This is a genomic window from Streptococcus sp. HMSC056C01 (assembly GCF_001811305.1).
In the GTDB taxonomy this organism is placed as follows: Bacteria; Bacillota; Bacilli; order Lactobacillales; family Streptococcaceae; genus Streptococcus.
Window position 1 is genome coordinate 105,881 of record NZ_KV804192.1, and the last position, 16,626, is coordinate 122,506.

At 40.2% G+C, this 16,626-nt stretch carries 20 protein-coding genes; 19 read left to right on the plus strand and 1 reads right to left on the minus strand.

Going from position 1 to position 16,626, the window contains the following annotated elements; translation table 11 throughout:
- Positions 1-32 precede the first annotated feature (32 nt).
- The 3 genes from HMPREF2795_RS03030 (at position 33) to HMPREF2795_RS03040 (ending at position 2,898) form a co-directional block, all read left to right on the plus strand.
- Positions 33-893, plus strand: coding sequence for an excalibur calcium-binding domain-containing protein (locus HMPREF2795_RS03030; RefSeq protein WP_083303341.1), 861 nt, complete (start codon positions 33-35; stop codon positions 891-893).
- A gap of 104 nt (positions 894-997) precedes the next feature.
- Positions 998-1,957 (plus strand): ROK family glucokinase, encoded by a 960-nt coding sequence (locus tag HMPREF2795_RS03035; protein WP_075228197.1) that lies wholly within the window; start codon positions 998-1,000, stop codon positions 1,955-1,957.
- 101 nt (positions 1,958-2,058) lie between these two features.
- Positions 2,059-2,898 (plus strand): thymidylate synthase, encoded by an 840-nt coding sequence (locus HMPREF2795_RS03040; RefSeq protein ID WP_049502758.1) that lies wholly within the window; start codon positions 2,059-2,061, stop codon positions 2,896-2,898.
- 117 nt (positions 2,899-3,015) lie between these two features.
- Here the strand turns inward: HMPREF2795_RS03040 and HMPREF2795_RS03045 are convergent, their stop codons facing one another.
- The gene (locus tag HMPREF2795_RS03045; RefSeq protein ID WP_001051776.1) at positions 3,016-3,186 is read right to left on the minus strand and encodes a DUF3042 family protein; all 171 of its coding nucleotides are present in this window, start codon (positions 3,184-3,186) and stop codon (positions 3,016-3,018) included.
- Positions 3,187-3,306: 120 nt separating this feature from the next.
- On the opposite strand from HMPREF2795_RS03045, the gene miaA reads away from it, so the two are divergent.
- The 16 genes from miaA to HMPREF2795_RS03125 all read left to right on the plus strand — a co-directional run bounded on the left by miaA (position 3,307) and on the right by HMPREF2795_RS03125 (position 16,534).
- Entirely contained in the window at positions 3,307-4,191 is an 885-nt protein-coding gene (miaA, locus tag HMPREF2795_RS03050; RefSeq protein ID WP_075228198.1) for a tRNA (adenosine(37)-N6)-dimethylallyltransferase MiaA, read from the plus strand.
- Complete coding sequence (hflX, locus tag HMPREF2795_RS03055; RefSeq protein WP_075228199.1) at positions 4,184-5,422, plus strand: GTPase HflX; 1,239 nt, start codon at positions 4,184-4,186, stop codon at positions 5,420-5,422. Before miaA ends, hflX begins: the two co-directional genes overlap by 8 nt.
- Entirely contained in the window at positions 5,415-6,038 is a 624-nt protein-coding gene (locus tag HMPREF2795_RS03060; RefSeq protein ID WP_075228200.1) for a cystathionine beta-lyase, read from the plus strand. The genes hflX and HMPREF2795_RS03060 overlap by 8 nt, the downstream gene beginning before the upstream one ends.
- A gap of 14 nt (positions 6,039-6,052) precedes the next feature.
- Complete coding sequence (gene rnz, locus HMPREF2795_RS03065; protein ID WP_075228201.1) at positions 6,053-6,982, plus strand: ribonuclease Z; 930 nt, start codon at positions 6,053-6,055, stop codon at positions 6,980-6,982.
- 20 nt (positions 6,983-7,002) lie between these two features.
- Positions 7,003-7,758, plus strand: a complete 756-nt coding sequence (locus HMPREF2795_RS03070; RefSeq protein WP_075228202.1) for an SDR family NAD(P)-dependent oxidoreductase — start codon at positions 7,003-7,005, stop codon at positions 7,756-7,758.
- Between the two features lie 202 nt (positions 7,759-7,960).
- On the plus strand, positions 7,961-8,530 hold the full coding sequence (locus HMPREF2795_RS03075) for an SMI1/KNR4 family protein (protein ID WP_075228203.1): 570 nt from the start codon (positions 7,961-7,963) through the stop codon (positions 8,528-8,530).
- Positions 8,531-8,548: 18 nt separating this feature from the next.
- Entirely contained in the window at positions 8,549-8,986 is a 438-nt protein-coding gene (locus HMPREF2795_RS03080) for a hypothetical protein (RefSeq protein WP_075228204.1), read from the plus strand.
- 2 nt (positions 8,987-8,988) lie between these two features.
- Entirely contained in the window at positions 8,989-10,053 is a 1,065-nt protein-coding gene (locus HMPREF2795_RS03085) for an ankyrin repeat domain-containing protein (RefSeq protein ID WP_075228205.1), read from the plus strand.
- Positions 10,054-10,097: 44 nt separating this feature from the next.
- Positions 10,098-10,685, plus strand: a complete 588-nt coding sequence (locus HMPREF2795_RS03090) for an SMI1/KNR4 family protein (RefSeq protein WP_075228206.1) — start codon at positions 10,098-10,100, stop codon at positions 10,683-10,685.
- Positions 10,682-11,431: a hypothetical protein gene (locus tag HMPREF2795_RS03095; RefSeq protein ID WP_075228207.1), complete on the plus strand. Its 750-nt coding sequence runs from the start codon at positions 10,682-10,684 to the stop codon at positions 11,429-11,431. Before HMPREF2795_RS03090 ends, HMPREF2795_RS03095 begins: the two co-directional genes overlap by 4 nt.
- 124 nt (positions 11,432-11,555) lie before the next feature.
- Positions 11,556-12,512: a hypothetical protein gene (locus HMPREF2795_RS03100; RefSeq protein ID WP_075228208.1), complete on the plus strand. Its 957-nt coding sequence runs from the start codon at positions 11,556-11,558 to the stop codon at positions 12,510-12,512.
- Between the two features lie 154 nt (positions 12,513-12,666).
- The gene (locus HMPREF2795_RS03105) at positions 12,667-12,996 is read left to right on the plus strand and encodes a hypothetical protein (RefSeq protein ID WP_075228209.1); all 330 of its coding nucleotides are present in this window, start codon (positions 12,667-12,669) and stop codon (positions 12,994-12,996) included.
- Between the two features lie 6 nt (positions 12,997-13,002).
- A complete protein-coding gene (locus HMPREF2795_RS03110; RefSeq protein WP_000794365.1) occupies positions 13,003-13,197 on the plus strand; it encodes a helix-turn-helix transcriptional regulator in 195 nt (64 codons plus the stop codon).
- 241 nt (positions 13,198-13,438) lie between these two features.
- Positions 13,439-15,190 carry a glycoside hydrolase family 13 protein gene (locus tag HMPREF2795_RS03115; protein WP_075228210.1) on the plus strand — a complete coding sequence of 584 codons (1,752 nt, stop codon included), beginning with the start codon at positions 13,439-13,441 and terminating at the stop codon, positions 15,188-15,190.
- A gap of 52 nt (positions 15,191-15,242) precedes the next feature.
- Positions 15,243-15,965, plus strand: coding sequence for a DUF4241 domain-containing protein (locus HMPREF2795_RS03120; RefSeq protein ID WP_075228211.1), 723 nt, complete (start codon positions 15,243-15,245; stop codon positions 15,963-15,965).
- Between the two features lie 11 nt (positions 15,966-15,976).
- Positions 15,977-16,534, plus strand: coding sequence for an SMI1/KNR4 family protein (locus tag HMPREF2795_RS03125; RefSeq protein WP_075228212.1), 558 nt, complete (start codon positions 15,977-15,979; stop codon positions 16,532-16,534).
- Positions 16,535-16,626: the final 92 nt, after the last annotated feature.

A 16,626-nucleotide genomic window follows, 5' to 3' on the forward strand; every position in this document is an offset into this window, starting at 1 on the left:
TGAGATTGATATTATAATTTTAGGAGAAAATCATGAACAAACGTCATTTATTAAAACTAGGCCTAGCTTCTTTACCTGTCCTAGCTTTGTTTTTACAACCTGTTGTGGCAGATGAAAGTATCCATTTTTCAAGCTGTAAGGAAGCTTGGGAGAATGGATATGCAGATATTCATAAGGGAGAATCAGGTTATTCTGCCACTCTGGATAAGGATCATGATGGAATCGCTTGTGAATCGAAGAATGCGCCTAAGGGTGTTTTAAAAGAGAAAAAGACGAGTGCATCTCAAGCTAACAACAATGTAGCACCAAATAGTGCAGCACCAAATAGTGCAGTACCTGCTCCTAGTGTAGCAGCTGAAAGTGGCTGGGTTCGTCAGAATGGATCTTGGTACTATTTTTCTGAGAATGGAAATCCAGTAACAAATACTTGGCAGGGGGCTTACTACCTCAAATCAGATGGAAGAATGGCTGAGAATGAGTGGGTATACGATAACTATTACCAAGCTTGGTATTACCTCAAATCAGATGGATCTTATGCCCGCAATACTTGGCAAGGAAGTTACTATCTCAAATCAGATGGTAAAATGGCTCAGGGTGAATGGATTTATGATTCTTCTTACCAAGCCTGGTATTACTTGAAATCAGATGGATCTTATGCGCATAATACTTGGCAAGGTGCATACTACCTCAAGTCAAATGGTAAAATGGCTCAGAGTGAATGGGTCTATGACTCTTCTTACCAAGCCTGGTATTACTTGAAATCAGATGGATCTTATGCTCGCAATGCATGGCAAGGAAACTACTACCTCAAATCAGATGGTAAAATGGCAAAAAATGAGCGAGTAGATGGTGGGCGCTACTATGTAGATGCCTCTGGTTTGTGGAAACCATAGAATAGAAAAAAATTCTGGAAAGTTAATGCAAACCTTTGCACTGATGGTCAGATTTTGTTATACTAGTACTGTAAGCATTTTCAATTAAGGATAAGGAGAAGACGATGAGTCAAAAGATTATTGGGATTGACCTTGGTGGAACTTCTATCAAGTTCGCTATTTTAACGCAAGAAGGAGAAATCCAAGAAAAATGGTCTATCAAGACTAACATTTTGGATGAAGGAAGTCATATCGTAGACGATATGATTGAATCGATTCAACATCGTTTGGGCTTGCTTGGATTGTCTGCTGAAGATTTCCGTGGAATTGGTATGGGATCACCTGGTGTGGTTGACCGTGAAAAAGGGACTGTTATCGGTGCCTATAACCTCAACTGGAAAACTCTTCAACCAATCAAAGAAAAAATGGAAAAAGCCTTGGGTATTCCATTCTTCATTGACAACGACGCCAACGTGGCAGCTCTTGGTGAGCGTTGGATGGGTGCTGGTGAAAACCAACCAGACGTTGTCTTTATGACACTTGGTACAGGTGTTGGTGGCGGTATCGTAGCAGAAGGTAAATTACTCCACGGTGTTGCTGGTGCTGCAGGTGAACTTGGACATATCACAGTTGACTTTGACCAACCAATCGCATGTACGTGTGGTAAAAAAGGCTGTCTTGAGACAGTAGCTTCAGCAACAGGGATTGTCAACTTGACTCGTCGTTATGCAGATGAATACGAAGGCGATGCAGAGTTGAAACGTTTGATTGATGACGGAGAAGAAGTAACAGCTAAAACTGTCTTTGATTTGGCAAAAGAAGGGGACGACCTTGCTTTGATCGTTTACCGTAACTTCTCACGTTACTTGGGTATTGCATGTGCCAACATCGGTTCAATCCTTAACCCATCAACAATTGTTATCGGTGGAGGGGTATCAGCTGCAGGAGACTTCCTTCTCCAAGGCGTGCAAAAGGTTTATGATGAAAATACCTTCCCACAAGTTCGTACAACCACTAAGCTGGCTCTTGCCACTCTAGGAAATGACGCTGGAGTTATCGGAGCAGCATCACTTGTATTGCAATAAATAAACATAAAAAGGAGAAAATTGCTTTCCGTAAGCGAGTGATTTTCCTCCTTTCTTTTTTTATGCTATACTAGTTAAGACAATAATTGAGGTGAGAGTAAATGACAAAAGCAGACACGATTTTTAAAGAAAATATCGAGCGAATTCTCAATGAAGGAGTCTTTTCAGAACAAGCTCGTCCCAAGTATAAGGATGGAACAGTAGCTAACTCCAAGTACATCACAGGTGCTTTTGCGGAGTACGATTTGTCTAAGGGGGAATTTCCCATCACGACCTTGCGCCCCATCGCAATCAAATCAGCCATCAAGGAAGTACTTTGGATCTACCAAGACCAGACCAATAGTTTGGAAGTACTCAATGACAAGTACAATGTTCACTACTGGAATGATTGGGAAGTGGGAGATACAGGGACAATCGGCGAACGTTATGGGGCTGTTGTTAAGAAGCATGACATCATTAACAAGATTCTCAAACAGTTAGAAGCCAATCCTTGGAACCGTCGCAATATCATCTCACTTTGGGATTATCAGGCCTTTGAGGAGACAGATGGTCTTCTTCCATGTGCCTTCCAGACCATGTTTGATGTCCGTCGAGTAGATGGGGACATCTATCTAGATGCGACCTTGACCCAGCGCTCTAATGACATGCTGGTGGCTCATCATATCAATGCTATGCAGTATGTGGCTCTTCAGATGATGATTGCTAAACACTTTGGTTGGAAAGTTGGGAAATTCTTCTACTTTATCAATAACCTTCACATTTATGACAATCAATTTGAACAAGCTCAGGAATTGCTTCGTCGTGAGCCTTCAAATTGCCAACCACGTTTGGTCTTAAATGTACCAGACAAGACCAACTTCTTTGATATTAAAGCAGAGGATTTTGAGCTGGTTGATTATGATCCAGTCAAGCCACAGTTGAAGTTTGACTTGGCAATTTAATACTCTCTGAAAATCTCTTCAAACCACGCTAGATTCCTAGTTTCCTATTTGGTTTTTATTGAGTATAAAAGAATAGAAAAAAAGAAGTTGAGAAAAAATCTCAACTTCTTTTGTTGCTTAGTGTGATACGCGACGACGCGCTGCTTTCTTACGATTTTCTTCGATGAAAGCTGCTTTTTGTTCTTCTGGTTCGATCACTTTCTTTTTAACTGCGTATACTGCACCTGCAACTGCAGCGACAGTTCCTGCAATACCTGTTACAAGACCTTTAGCGAATCCTTTAGCCATGAGTATTCCTCCTTTAACTTATAAATCAGCCAGCTACCTTAAGAGGTCGCATTTTTCTGACTGACCTTTTTGTGATATAATAATAGTAACGAAAAAATGGGAATTTTTCAAGGAAAAAAGATGAAAACAAAAATAATTGTGATTGTTGGACCGACTGCAGTTGGAAAGACAGCTCTAGCCATTGAAGTTGCTAAGCATTTTAATGGTGAAGTAGTTAGTGGAGATAGCCAACAAGTCTATCGAGGACTAGATATTGGGACAGCCAAGGCTAGTCCGGAGGAGCAGGCAACTGTCCCTCATCATTTGATTGATGTGAGAGAAGTAACCGAGTCTTACTCGGCTTTTGATTTTGTTTCAGAAGCTAAGGCGGCCATTGAGGATATTCAAAGTCGTGGTAAGCTTGCCATAATAGCTGGTGGGACAGGTCTTTATATCCAGAGTCTGCTAGAAGGATATCATTTAGGTGGAGAGACTCCACATGAGGATATTTTAGCCTATCGAGCTAGTTTGGAACCTTTTTCGGATGAGGAGTTAGCCCATCTTGTAGAGCAAACAGGCCTTGAAATTCCCCAGTTTAATCGTCGTCGTGCCATGCGTGCCTTGGAAATTGCCCATTTTGGTCAAGACTTGGAAAATCAAGAGACCTTGTATGAACCTCTGATTATTTGCTTGGATGATGAGCGTAGTCAGCTTTATGAACGGATTAACCACCGTGTGGATTTGATGTTTGAAGCTGGACTATTGGATGAAGCTAAGTGGTTGTTTGACCATTATCCAGATGTGCAGGCTGCTAAAGGGATTGGCTATAAGGAACTCTTTCCCTATTTTCGAGGGGAGCAAAGTTTGGAGGAGGCTAGTGATAGTCTTAAGCAGGCGACTCGTCGTTTTGCCAAGCGTCAGTTGACCTGGTTCCGTAACCGCATGCAGGTAATCTTTTATCAGATTGGAGAATCTGGTGTGAAAGAGCGTATTTTCAGCCAGATTGAGGAGTTTTTAAATGATTGAAACGGAGAAAAAAGAGGAGCGAGTCCTGCTGATTGGTGTTGAACTTCAGGGCATGGATAATTTTGACCTCTCCATGGAAGAACTGGCTAGTCTGGCTAAGACGGCTGGTGCAGTCGTAGTCGATAGCTACAGACAAAAACGTGAAAAATACGACTCCAAGACCTTCGTCGGTTCTGGTAAGTTAGAAGAAATAACTCAAATGGTGGATGCAGAAGAAATCACGACTGTCATCGTCAACAACCGTCTGACACCTCGACAAAATGTCAATTTAGAAGAAGTCTTGGGTGTTAAAGTCATTGACCGAATGCAGTTGATTTTGGATATCTTTGCAATGAGAGCTCGAAGCCATGAAGGAAAGCTTCAAGTTCATCTTGCTCAGCTCAAATACCTCTTGCCTCGCTTGGTTGGTCAAGGGATTATGCTTAGCCGTCAGGCTGGGGGCATTGGTTCTCGTGGTCCAGGTGAAAGTCAGTTGGAGCTCAATCGTCGTAGTGTTCGTAACCAAATCACAGATATCGAGCGTCAGCTCAAAGTCGTTGAGAAAAATCGAGCGACAGTTCGAGAAAAACGATTGGAGTCAAGTACCTTTAAGATTGGTTTGATTGGCTACACCAATGCTGGAAAGTCAACTATCATGAATACCTTGACTAGCAAGACCCAGTATGAGGCAGATGAGCTCTTTGCGACTCTGGATGCGACAACTAAAAGCATTCATCTGGGGGGCAATCTACAGGTGACTTTAACTGATACTGTTGGGTTTATTCAAGACTTACCGACAGAGTTGGTGTCCAGTTTCAAGTCGACCTTGGAAGAAAGTAAGCATGTAGACCTTCTGGTTCATGTTATCGATGCCAGCAATCCTTACCATGAGGAACATGAAAAAACGGTCCTGTCTATCATGAAAGACTTGGACATGGAGGATATTCCTCGCCTAACCCTTTATAATAAAGCGGATTTGGTGGAAGATTTCACGCCTACTCAAACGCCTTATGCATTGATTTCTGCCAAGTCTAAAGATAGTAGAGAACAGTTACAGGCTTTATTGCTAGATAAGATCAAGGAAATTTTTGAACCCTTTACTTTGCGCGTGCCTTTTTCTAAGTCTTACAAGATTCATGATTTAGAAAGTGTTGCTATCCTAGAAGAACGTGACTACCAAGATGATGGCGAAGTCATCAGAGGCTACATTTCTGAGAAAAATAAATGGAGATTAGAAGAATTTTATGACTGATATCAAATCATTAGCTCTCAAATATGGTGGCTATACAAGTCTAGACAAGGTATATTTGGACCAGCTTCTAGCTGGTAGGTCTGAAGAGGAGCAGCTAGCTCTCATCACCCCTCCACCCAGCGTAGTGAATGCCTACTTTGCAGAACTCTACCAGAAAAAGAGTCCTCAAGCTGCGACAGATTATTTTGCAGAAGTCAGCCAAGAACTGAACCTCTACAATGCTGAGCCAAGTTTCACGGAAGAAAGCAAACCCTTTATCCGTCTTAATCTGTCAGGCAAATCTTTTGGTTTTTGCTATGAGAGTGAGGGTCTGGGTCGAATTTTTTCTGAAAATAAAGAAGTTATTTCGGAAGATTTGCTCTTTGAAATTGCGCAAATTTTTCCTCATCAACTAGTCTTTGAAGAGTCTGGTAAGATTTACATGAAGGCTGTTGGAGATGAGGAAGTTGTTAGTGTGGAGAGTCTCACGGCTTTGACGGATTTAGAAAGCTTGGCTGATGGTCGTAAGCGTCTCAAAGGCTACAGCCAAGAGGATTTACTGCAAGAAGCTAAAGCTTTTTCTGGCAAGCGCTATTTCCGATCGGAAAACCGCACAGCCATGTTATATATTGATTAATTAGAAAGTATCGAATGGACATTCAATTTTTAGGAACGGGGGCTGGTCAGCCCTCTAAAGCCCGTAACGTCTCAAGTCTCGCCCTGAAACTCTTGGATGAGATTAATGAAGTTTGGCTCTTTGACTGTGGAGAAGGAACGCAAAATCGCATTCTGGAAACCACAATTCGACCACGTAAGGTCAGCAAAATCTTTATCACCCACCTGCATGGAGACCACATTTTTGGCTTGCCAGGATTCCTTTCTAGCCGTGCTTTTCAGGCCAATGAAGAGCAGACAGATTTGGAAATCTATGGACCTCAAGGGATCAAGTCCTTTGTTTTAACCAGCCTTCGTGTGTCGGGTTCTCGTTTGCCCTACCGCATTCATTTTCATGAATTTGATCAAGATTCTCTAGGAAAAATCCTGGAGACCGATAAGTTTACGGTGTATGCAGAGGAGTTGGACCACACTATTTTCTGTGTTGGCTATCGTGTCATGCAAAAGGATTTGGAAGGAACTTTGGATGCTGAAAAACTCAAGGCTGCTGGAGTCCCATTTGGCCCACTTTTTGGAAAAATCAAAAACGGTCAGGATGTTATCCTAGAAGACGGCACCGAGATCAAGGCAGCAGACTACATCTCAGCACCGCGACCTGGTAAGATTATCACCATTTTGGGAGATACTCGAAAAACAGATGCTAGTGTGCGTCTTGGGGTCAATGCGGATGTTCTTGTCCATGAGTCCACTTATGGTAAAGGTGATGAGAAAATTGCCCGCAATCATGGTCACTCAACCAATATGCAGGCTGCTCAGGTAGCGGCAGAAGCAGGAGCCAAACGACTCTTGCTCAACCATATCAGTGCACGCTTCCTTTCAAAAGACATTAGTCAACTCAAGAAAGATGCGGCAACGATTTTTGAAAATGTCCATGTGGTTAAAGACCTAGAAGAATTGGAAATCTAGGATCTCGAGAAAGGATAAATATGTCTACTATTCTCATTACGGGTGCTAGTGGTGGTCTAGCCCAAGAAATGGTCAAACTCTTGCCCAATGATCAATTGATTTTGCTGGGTAGAAATAAGGAAAAATTAGCTCAACTATACGGAAATCATCCTCAGGTAGAATTGATTGAAATTGATATTACTAATGAGCAAGCCTTAGAAGGACTGGTAGCTGACCTCTATCTCCGTTATGGTAAGATTGATGTTTTGATTAACAACGCTGGCTACGGGATTTTTGAGGATTTTGACAAGATTTCTAATCAAGATATTCATCAAATGTTTGAGGTTAACACCTTTGCTCTCATGAATCTATCACGTTTGCTTGCAGCTCGTATGAAGGAGATGCGAAAAGGGCATATCATCAATATCGTCAGTATGGCAGGATTGATAGCGACTAACAAGTCCAGTCTATACTCTGCGACCAAGTTTGCGGCCATTGGTTTTTCAAATGCTTTGCGCCTCGAACTCATGCCCTATGGTGTCTATGTGACAACGGTTAATCCAGGCCCAATCCGTACAGGATTTTTTGACCAGGCTGATCCAGACGGCAGTTATCTCAAATCGGTTGACCGTTTCCTACTCGAGCCAGATGTAGTAGCTAGAAAGATTGTCAAAACCATAGGGAAAAACAAACGAGAACTCAATCTCCCAGTCTTACTCAATCTAGCCCATAAGTTTTATACCCTCTTTCCCAAGCTAGCAGATAAGTTGGCTGGAGAAACCTTTAATTATAAGTGATAAAGCTGTTTCCTTGAGGAATGGCTTTTTGCTTTAATTAGGAGAAGTTGTTCATCGAAAATAATCCCTAAAAATACTGGTATTTTATCTCTATTTGATAGTTTTAGAGTATAATTGAGATAAGAAAGGTCATTAGATAAATGAAGTCCCAAACCAGCTAGCTTACCCTAGATAATGCCCTATGTATAGTCGGAGGTCGACAATGGAATTATTGACAATTGACCAAATCATTTCCCTTACCCAAGAAGAAACACAAGGGCTGGACCCTGAGATAAGAGAAGGGATTGTCCTTAATAAAACAGATTTGCCAGTGTCTGAACTGGACCGTTTGAAAGGACAACTTCAAATCCAAGATTTGGATCCGATTTTTAGGAAGTATATTCTGGCCTATAACTGGGGGCAGATCGGTTTTTTAAGTTACCAGTTTGGATATGGGGACGGCACTAGTCTGACTTGGTTGATCAATCGCAATTTGGAATACCATGATTACTCAACTCTACAAGAAAGCAGCTTGATCATCATTGCAAATGGAGATCCCTACACTATTTTGCTGGATTGTAAAATTGGGACTGTCTATGCTGTTGATGCAGAGCTGAACTATGATGAAAAAATATGGCTGTCACCAGATTTTCTAGCATTTGTTAGAGCCATGGGAACGGCTCAATCTGCAGTTTGGAAGGGTTGTGAAAGTGACTTCATCCACTTGATGACTAGAAAATGCCATGCGTCCAGTTTGATATTCTGGCAGAGTCTGGTCGGATTTTATGATTGAAAATAGAAGGAGCAGGTCATGGAATTTATAATAGCTGAGGAAGGAATTCCTCAAAATATCGGATGTCAGGGAGCCTTGATTGCCTATTATGGCAGTGAGATAGAATTTCATTATGAAACCGTTCCACCACACGGTGATGAGATTTTTTCTGCCAAGTTGCCCTTGTTAGAGCTTGAACTGCCTTTTTGGATCTATGGGAGAAATCTCATATTTTTAGATGCTTACTACCTCTTAGCAGAAACAGTTAAGAAAGGGACTTGGGATCCCATAACGAGTATGCTCATCGACATTCATACGGGGGAATACGCTAGCCTAGACCACTGGTACAATCATATATCTATTGAGCAAAACGGTCTTGAGTTGAAAAATGATTATGATGGACAAGTCATGACTTTGAAAACGGTTGACAAACTTCATTGGCTTGCCCTAGATGCTGAATCAGAAGAAAGGAACTAAAAATGGCAAAGAAAAGAGTTACATTACCAAAAGAGTTTAAGGATTTAATGGACGAAGGAAATATTGAAGCCCTTAAAGCAGTCTATGATCGTTGTGAATTAACCGCTCATGATGGAAGATTTAGCTTATGTACACCTCTGCATATGGGAGGAGTCCCGGATGAATTGGTTATCTGGCTTGTCGAACAGGGCTTGGATATCAATATCCCTGATTATTATGGAGCGACTCCCTTGTACCGTCAAGCAATCTTGGGGAGAGATACTGTAAAACTCTTGCTTGAATTGGGTGCAGACATTGGAAAAACCAATACTTACGGCAACACACCATTGCATATGGCAGCTCAGTTTTTTCATCCTAAAACAGTTGCACTTCTCTTAGAAAAGGGAGCAAATGTTAACCCTAAAAATGATAGGGGACAGACTCCCCTAGACTCAGTTCTCACTGTCTGTCGGGGAATCTATATTGCTCAAACAGCTGAAATCGCCTCTATGTTGCTGGATGCTGGTGCCAAGAAAACGCCTGCTATGAAAGAAAAGGTCGAAAATATCGGTAAGGATTTTGAATTTCATAGAGAAGGGATCAATCCTGACTATCTAGAAGCAGCAGATAAAGGTTTAGCCAAACTGTATCGTTTGTTTGATGTCAAGCCAGTAGCCAAACGAATAACCCATGATGGCAGTGCACCAATCTTAGTCAAAGAAGGAACTTGGGAGGAGCAATATGAGGAACTTTGGTCCTTCTTAATCCCTTCAAGTGGCGCAGCAAAAACTGTTCAGGGAGAAGTTATCCGTATACCAGGTCGAGTTCGAGATGAACTGGATCGCAATGGTGGGGCCAACTGGGACAGGGACTATAGAAAAATGCTTCAGACTCTCTCTCAATATTTGTCTCTGGGAAATCCCCTTTCAGAACAAGAATTAGCAGAGACTAAAGAGCTTATTGCTCAGGTTCATGGGAAAGATTTTGATGACGGGCCTCGCCTAGACCGCTTGTGTCAGTTAGCTATTGCTTGGATTAAGCAAAATCCTGAACCCCTTCTCCTAGAAAAAACAAGTTATAAGCGGTAAAAAGCATTGGAAGACAGATAAAATAAAGAAATCATGGTGAAATGATGCAACTAATTGACCAAGTTAAAAAAATAGAAACTTATATTTGTGAGTATTTTGAAGATTGGGATTTGGATGATCCTGTGGAAGAGGAATACCTGGCTGATTATCAGAATATTTCTGGTACTTCCGAGGAAGAGCTTCAAGCCTTTGAGGAGTTATTTGGTATTCGTCTACCTAGTGACTTCAAAGCGCTTTATAGCTACAAAAACGGGAGTAAATACTTCTCTATTTTACCTTGTGTGATTGACCAGAGAGAGCTGCCTTTTTCTCTCATGAGTTTGCAGGAAATGGAAAGTTGTAAAAAATACTTTCAAAATAGGGATGCTCTATTGACGGATTTTTCAGATTATTTTTCTAATCAAGATCTGGAAAATATGCGTGATAGTAGAATAAAGCCCTATCTTTTTAATAAAAAATGGATTCCTTTTGCTCAGTATTGTGACTCTTGTTATCTTATGCTGGATTTTGATCCAGACCAGGAGGGTCAGGAAGGTCAGGTTATTTGCTACATCCATGATCCTGACCAGGTGATCTATGCGGCTAAAAGCCTTACAAATTTGATTGAAGGGATAATGGATGAGATAGTATGAACGGACAAATGTACCAAATAGCCTGTATCGTGGCAGCAACTAGGAAGGCTTTAAAAAGTGGTAAAGAAATATGCTATAAGCCTGAAAAATATACAAATAAGTTGAGCTTTCAAATTTTGCTGTCAGAAAATGGGGAAGCTACAGAACTTTCTGTAGCTGATTGGTTTGAAAATCTTAAGGAAAAAGGTTTGAAGGACTTACAATTATTTTGCCCTATCTCAGTAAATGACAGAGGTATTTTAGGTTTCTCCAATACGACACAGAGTTCAATTCTCTGTTTTTATAAAGATGGGAAGGCAAGTTATTTCCTACCAAATTGGGAAGTTGCTTTCGCAGGCAGTGGCTGGGATGTTACCTACACTGAGTTTGAATGGAAGAGGTCTTCTCAAGACATTCCCCACTATGAAAATAATATCGAAGAATTTAAGGAGATATTGACTCGTATAGAAAATCTAGCAATTAAAATTGAATGTGACAACTTTGCCAAAGTCTTTCACTCTGCTAGAAACCATCTCCTTGACCTTGATACTACTAAGGTGCTAGAGGAGCCTCAAATTCCGCCACAAAATCAAAATATATTTAGAGCAGCAAGTGCAGCGGATGTTTTTGGAGGAATGGGCTCCTGGAATGATGAACCTGGCTGTCTGGCACAAGATAAAGGACTTGGTCAACAATACGATGACCTTTCAGATCAGTTGCTAAGAAATATTCGATTAGCCATTCTATTTGCCATCAATGAATGGTGATTGTTTATACTCTTCAAAAATCAAATTCAAACCACGTCAGCTTCGCCTTGCCGTACTCGAGTACAGCCTTTGGCTAGCTTCCTAGTTTGCTCTTTGATTTTCATTGAGTATCAGGAGGAAGAAAATGGGGAAGTTAAAGTTAAGCCTATTGAACAAATTGGAACTAGACAAGGACTACAATAGTGTTTTCAATTCTGTCATGTTACAGGATGGTAGAGCCTTTGTCTTGACCAGTGAGAAGGAAGCTTTCAATCGTTACTGTCTGCTTGAAGTATCGCCTTTGGGTGTGAAGGAGATAGATGCTTGGGATTGTGACCATGTTTGGGAGGAAGAGCCTCTACTCTTTACAGATGGACAAAATATTGGCATCATCAAGGCTGGTAAGGAAATAGTCTATTATACTGGTGATTTTTCTAATCCAGAAATCATTGCCATAAAGGATCCGCAAAGTATACTTCCAAAAAAAGCACAAGAGAGATATTTTCAAATAGTTTCAGATAGCAACCAGATCCCCGTGTGTTTTGAAAATCAAGTTTATACAAATCAGGCAAGAAACTTTGCCCTTTTAGAATTTGATAGAGAGAAAAAGCAGGCGAAGTGGACCACTTATTCGCATATTGATAAAAAAGATTTAAAGCACCACGACACGAACTCTGATGTTAGTCCTAAAATCGATAGTCTGAAATATTGGCAGCAAGAGCTCTATGCCTTTAGCTCTGGAGAAAGTCAAACCTCTGTCAATAAATGGGGCATGGACTATTATGCCCTAGTTAAAATCTCTAGTGATGGTCGTATTATCGAAAAGTTATTAGAATCTGAACATTTAAAGGCTTTAGGTAAAAAAGCTGGTGTCAATGGACTCTTTACGGATTCGCCTTATCTTATCCTGAGCCCCCTATTTAAGAATGATGACTGGAAGGGCAAGCAAAAGCTATTTTCTCTGGCAACAAGAGAGTTGTGCGATATAGCCTTGCCTAGAGGAATGAGTAAACACAAGCTTCAAAATATAACAGACAACTATTGTTTAACCTTCCTGTACGACAGAGGATTAAAAGAACTTGCCCTTTGTCAGATTGACTAGGTTGTGAATCGGAGTTAGGAATATTCTTAGAATAGATGAAGAAAATAAAAAAGCCTAATAATGTTAAAACATCTTGACATTTCATCGATTTAGAGTATAATAATAAATGTAAAGAGCTCTTGACATTTTTTTGACGGATTGGAGGAACAGGACTATGAGAAAAATGGATGAAATGGACAGAGCGATTCAGCTACGTTCTGAGGAATGGGGTTATAAAACGGCTCTATTTGGTTTATGTGGATGGACAGTATTTAATATCTATCAATCTATTACAAAAGGCATTAGACTTGAAATGTTACCATGTCTGATTTTATGTTTATCTATTTCTGTTCAAGGATTTACACAACTTGCAATAAAACAGAAAATGATTGATAGTGATGAAGAGTTTAAAGAACCAAATAAACTTGTTCAAGGAGTAATTTTGATGGTTCTTATCCTTATCGTAGTTTTGGCGATTGGCATTTATTGTTTTCAGAAAGACTAATGCTGTATGAAAAATAATATCAAACAGTTAAGAAAGTCTGAAGGACTACGTCAGGAAGATATGGCAAAAATATTAGGCGTTAGTCGACAAACCATTATAGCTATCGAGAATGACAAGTACAATCCTACACTTGAACTAGCAATGAAAATTGCAAGATTGCTGCGACTACATGTTGAAGAAATTTTCGTTCTAGAGGATTAAAGATATCAGATAGCATTTATTTTAATCATCTGCCCCGTAATGATGAGAGAGTTTTCCGGTTCATGGAAACTCTCTTTTTAAAGCTCAAAAATAGTCTACTCAATTTTACCCTTGTCCATCTATATATCTATCGTAAAACTGGTATAAAAATTGCAAATAAACAGTTAAAATAGTATACTAGAACTAGCAATTATGAAAACGTTTGCACTTTTATTGATGATGATTATTTAGGAGACAAGACATGGAATTAACAGCCATTTATCATAGACCAGAATCAGAGTATGCTTATCTTTATAAGGAAGGTCAGCTACATATTCGAATCAGAACCAAGAAAAATGATGTCCAGCAGGTCATTCTACACTATGGTGATCCCTTTATTTTCATTGAGGATAAGTATGAATCTAAGAAAGAAATGATTAAAGTAACCTCGGATGCTTTATTTGATTATTGGCAGGTTACGGTATCGGTTCATTTTGCACGGATTCAGTATCTCTTTGAACTTCTTGATACAGAAGGCCAGGGTGTCTACTATGGAGATAAGGGTTGTGTAGAACATAGTCAAGAAAACTTGGATGCTGAAGGGAATGGCTTTAAGCTTCCTTACATTCACGAAATCGATGGTTGCCAAGTTCCTAGCTGGGTTTCAAATACCGTTTGGTACCAGATTTTTCCTGAACGCTTCGCTAATGGAAATCCTAATTTGACTCCTGATGGAGCTCGAGCGTGGGATGCAGAGATTGCGCCTAACAGGGATGACTTTTTTGGTGGAGACTTGCAAGGGATTATCGACCATCTGGACTATCTCAAAGACCTAGGAATCACTGGGCTCTATCTCTGTCCGATTTTTGAAGCTACAACCAATCACAAGTACGATACGACGGATTATTTTGAAATCGACCGTCACTTTGGAGACAAGGAAGTCTTCCGTAATCTAGTCGGGGAAGCTCATAAACGTGGCATTAAGATCATGCTTGATGCGGTGTTTAACCATATAGGTTATCAATCTGTCCAATGGCAGGATGTTCTAAAAAATGGAGAAAATTCCCCTTATAAAGATTGGTTCCATATCCAAGAATTCCCAGTTACAGAGGATAAACTTAAGAACCCAAGAGAACTCCCTTATCATACCTTTGCCTTTGCCAGCTATATGCCTAAGTTAAATACGGCAAATCCTGAAGTTAAAAAATTTCTTTTAAGTGTTGCGACCTACTGGATTGAAAATTTTGATATCGATGCTTGGCGTTTGGATGTTGCCAATGAAATTGACCACCAGTTCTGGAGAGATTTCAGAAAGGCAGTTCTTGCTAAAAAGCCTGATTTGTACATCTTGGGTGAAATCTGGCATACTTCTCAGCCTTGGCTAAAAGGGGATGAGTTCCATGCAGTTATGAACTACCCACTCTCTGAAAGTATCAAGGACTATTTCTTGCGTCAGACTAAAAAGACGGAGCAGTTTATTTCAGAAATCAATAGCCAGTCTATGTACTATAAGCAACAAATCTCAGAGGTCATGTTTAATCTTCTGGATTCTCACGATACGGAGCGAATCCTCACAACTGCAAAAGGAAATATGCAGCATGTCAAGGCAGCCCTTGCCTTCCTCTACCTTCAAAAAGGGACCCCTTGTATCTATTACGGAACAGAGCTGGCACTTAAAGGGGGACCAGACCCTGACTGCCGTCGTGTCATGCCTTGGGACCGTGTTTCTGAGGACAATGATATGCTGAATTTCATGAAGCAATTAATCAAGATCCGTAAGGAAATTTCAAGCATTATTCAATATGGAACCTATAAGCTAGAAGAAGTGAAACCAGATGTTCTAGCTTTGAAATGGAACTATGAAGGGAAAGAAGTTCAAGCCATCTTTAACCAGTCTTCTGAGAATTTTGTTTTAGATAGAGATTCAGTTGATTTAGCTAGTCATTGCCAGCTTGAAGATGGACATCAAGTCATCTTACCAGCTGGATTTGTAGTTTATTTAGATTCGATTTAAACCGTTTTTTAACTCCAACACATGCTTGTTTTAAACTAGAAAGGAAAGACCGATGGAAAAACTTCAAGTTTCTGAAGAATGGTTGCAAAAATACCAAGAAATCAAACATATTTTGACCTCGTCTGTCAATTACGCAGCGTGTTTCGAGATGAAAGAAATAGACGGCAAGGAAGTCTTTGTCTTAGATATGGGGGAAGTGACCTTCCCAAGTGGAGAAATTTTAGTTAGGGATCCCTTGGTCTGGCTTCGTAGGAATGAAAAACCCTATTTAGAGACCGTTCCAAAAGGAACATTTCCTCTCAAAACCTTGGTAGTTAAAATCGAAGAAGATCATTATAGGTATGTTGCAACAAGAGTTCAATTTACAGATACACTTCCAGTTGTTTACTATGAAGCTTTAACTGGTACTGAAAACCTGGATTCTGTTGAAGAAGATTCTTATTTTGGATTTTCAGTCGATGCAGGCTTAGCAACTATTGTGGATGTTGAGACAAAAAATGCCTACTGTGATTTTGAAGAAAAATGGTATCAAGAAAATCCTGAAAAAAACATCTATGATGATTTCTTTGAGGAAATTTTTGCTCAAAATGCCATAGAACATCCCCTATATCAACGAGAAGGCGGTGATTGGATTAACTTTAAAATACCACATACAGACCTGACTATTCCAATGATACAATCTGGTTTTGGAGATGGAAATTATCCTGTTTACTTTGGCTATGACAAGGATCATCAACTATGTGATGTGGTTATTGAGTATATCTATGTAGGATAAGGAGTTGGATAATGGCACTCAAGGAAGTTTATGATTATTTTCGTCACTGTGATAAGGAAACTTATCAAGTTGTCGCCTGCATGGGCAATGAACCATCGGAAGAAGATGTTCAGGATTTTGAAAATCAATACGGTATTCGTCTGCCAGAAGATTTCAGGGAATTCACCATGTCAGCTCTGGGAGGTCTCTTTATGGAAGTCAGGGAAGAGCTATGGCCAAGAGCCAAGGCTTACGATGTAGCCCCTTTTTGGACCTTCTGCCGAGGTATCAAGGTCTTGGGAATTGCAAATGGCATCCCAGACTTCCTAGACATTCGAATAAAAACTAAGGAATTACATGATTTAGGATTTGTTGACTATATTCCATTTCTATCTATCATCGGGGATGGAGATGTGATTTTCTGCTTTGATAAGGACAATCATATAGTAGCTCTAGATTGGTTTAATAGTGGCGAAACTGAAGAGCTTGAATGTGATTTTTCAGAGCTTTTGCTGCAGCAAATTGCAGAGTTAGAAGAACGTAAAGATGAGATGGTCAAGCTACTGGAAAAGGGGAAATCTAGTCAATAATCTAATAAGAAATATCAGTTTGATAGACCGTAAAAGAGGTTGGGACAAAAGATCCCGCCCTCACTTTTTATTAGCAATCAAACTTTGACGCG